The 1,986-nt window shown below is 38.5% G+C and carries 2 protein-coding genes; both read right to left on the bottom strand.

Annotation, left to right across the window (positions count from 1 at the left end):
• Positions 1-192: 192 nt before the first annotated feature.
• Positions 193-723 carry a GNAT family N-acetyltransferase gene (locus tag V7164_RS21145; protein ID WP_335345625.1) on the bottom strand — a complete coding sequence of 177 codons (531 nt, stop codon included), beginning with the start codon at positions 721-723 and terminating at the stop codon, positions 193-195.
• A gap of 349 nt (positions 724-1,072) precedes the next feature.
• Positions 1,073-1,795: a cyclase family protein gene (locus V7164_RS21140; RefSeq protein WP_335345624.1), complete on the bottom strand. Its 723-nt coding sequence runs from the start codon at positions 1,793-1,795 to the stop codon at positions 1,073-1,075.
• Positions 1,796-1,986: the final 191 nt, after the last annotated feature.

Below are 1,986 nucleotides of genomic sequence, written 5' to 3'. Positions count from 1 at the left end.
TCACAATTCGGTAAATAATATGAAAAACCTTCATTGAATTTCTTAATTACAGGAATGCTGCTCGTTATTTTAAGTACAAACCTTCGTAAGTTACTGTCAAGCTGTTGCGGCACTAACATATAAAAAGTTGACTCTAGGAGCCCGTAAATGCGCACATGAGTCAACTTTTCATATCAAAGCTATAAATCTTGTCTATTTAACAAACTTATACATTAAAACATCGTCTACATATTCATCATCGCGAAACTTAAACTCTCTTACTTTGCGCCCTTCCTCGACAAACCCTAGCTTTTTATATAGCTCTATGGCTCTTGAATTCGTGGAGAACGTCCCTAATGAAACTTTTTCGATCACTGGATGCTGCGCTACCCATGAGAGGATCTCATTGATCAAAAGCTTACCGATCCCCTTATTTCGATAGTCTTTCTGAAGCATGATGGCGATGGATCCTGTGTGATGCATCCTTTGTCTCTCTTGTGACTGAAACACGATCCAACCTACTACTCTTCCATTCATTTCTGCAACAAACATCGTTTCTCTTTCATGCTCAATGATCTTTGTGATCCATTCTTTATGCTCTTCCACCGTCTTATTGAACTCTTCTGAAACCGCTATAAAATAGTCCTTTTCATTAATGACCTCACGGTGAATATCAAGGATGGCTTCAGCATCTTCTATTCGAACCGTCCGAATCATGGCTTTGTCGTCTTGTTTTGATGACATGCTTTTCCCCCTCTATCTTTATAATAAAAAAAGAGCCTCTTTACTTTAAATACTTTTTCTTCAAATTCCAACTATATTTTAACATAAAAATCCAGTTATCTTTGTGTCTGTTCATTCACTGTATGACCCTTAACACAAAGAAAGAGCGCAATTGTTACTACAGATAAAAATTCACTCATTCTTGCACGATAATCGGTTCTGGAACTAATCTACTTAGTCAATACAACAAGAAAAAGCTGCCAATTGGCAGCTCTGTTTCCCTAAACCCGCAAGCTATCTGCAGATTGTGTCCCAAGAATAAACTATTATTTGAACGATCAGACAAAAACCTTACCTAGTTTCTACGTGATTATGGCAAAATCGCGAAAGAACGTACTGGAAATCCAGATGCCTTTTCGGGCTTTGGACTAATATTGAAGATGACCGCCCCTTTTGCTGGTACTTTATCCAAGTTTGTTAATAATTCCACTTGAAACGTATCTTGCTCCAGCACATAGTATTCGCCAATGAGTGATCCATTTTTGCGGACATCGATCGCTGCATCTGTATCAAACGTTTCATGTCCAACAGCCTTAATCTGTCTTTCTTCAAATAAAAACTTTAAGGCTTCAATTCCCCAACCAGGGCTGTGGCTATTTCCCTCTTCATCTTTATTTTCGAATGCCTCCTTGTTCGGCCAGCGATGACTCCAGTCTGTACGCAAGGCGACAAATGTACCTGCTTCTATTCTTCCATGCTCTGCTTCAAAGTTTAGGATGTCCTCTACAGATAAGATAAAGTCATGATTTTCTTCTGTTTCCTTCGACTTATCAATTACAACAAGAGGCAGAACTAGTTCCTTTAACTCTAACTCATCCAAGAAACGCTTGTTGCGAACGAAATGAATGGGTGCATCAATATGTGTTCCATATTGTCCGGGAAAATTAAAACGTTGTGCAAAAAAGCCATCATCATGAGTGAAAAGTGTTTTAAACTCCGCATCTTCAAAAGCTGCAAAATGAGGAGAATCCGGGCCAAACGTATGTGTGAGATCCACCCATTCCTTACTTTGCAAAACTTCAATCGCCTTCACTAATGCTTATCTATCAAAATTTCACCAATAGCCAATAATTTAGAAAGAAAAATATTCACACAATAAGAAAAGAAGTCAACTCGCCGACTTCTTTATCATTCCTTATTTTTACCTTATGAAGGTGTTACAATGGCTGCCGGGGAAGTACCTATTTCAGGCTCATCATCTTCATCGCTGAATTTTGCCTGCAA

It is taken from the genome of Bacillus sp. JJ1474 (genome assembly GCF_036965225.1).
Taxonomy (GTDB): domain Bacteria; phylum Bacillota; class Bacilli; order Bacillales; family Cytobacillaceae; genus Cytobacillus.
This window is presented reverse-complemented; position numbering and strand designations above follow the sequence as displayed.

Coding starts and splice junctions, on each gene's coding strand:
- V7164_RS21145 (WP_335345625.1), bottom strand. CDS start 723: ATGTCATCAAAACAAGACGACAAAGCCATGATTCGGACGGTTCGAATA.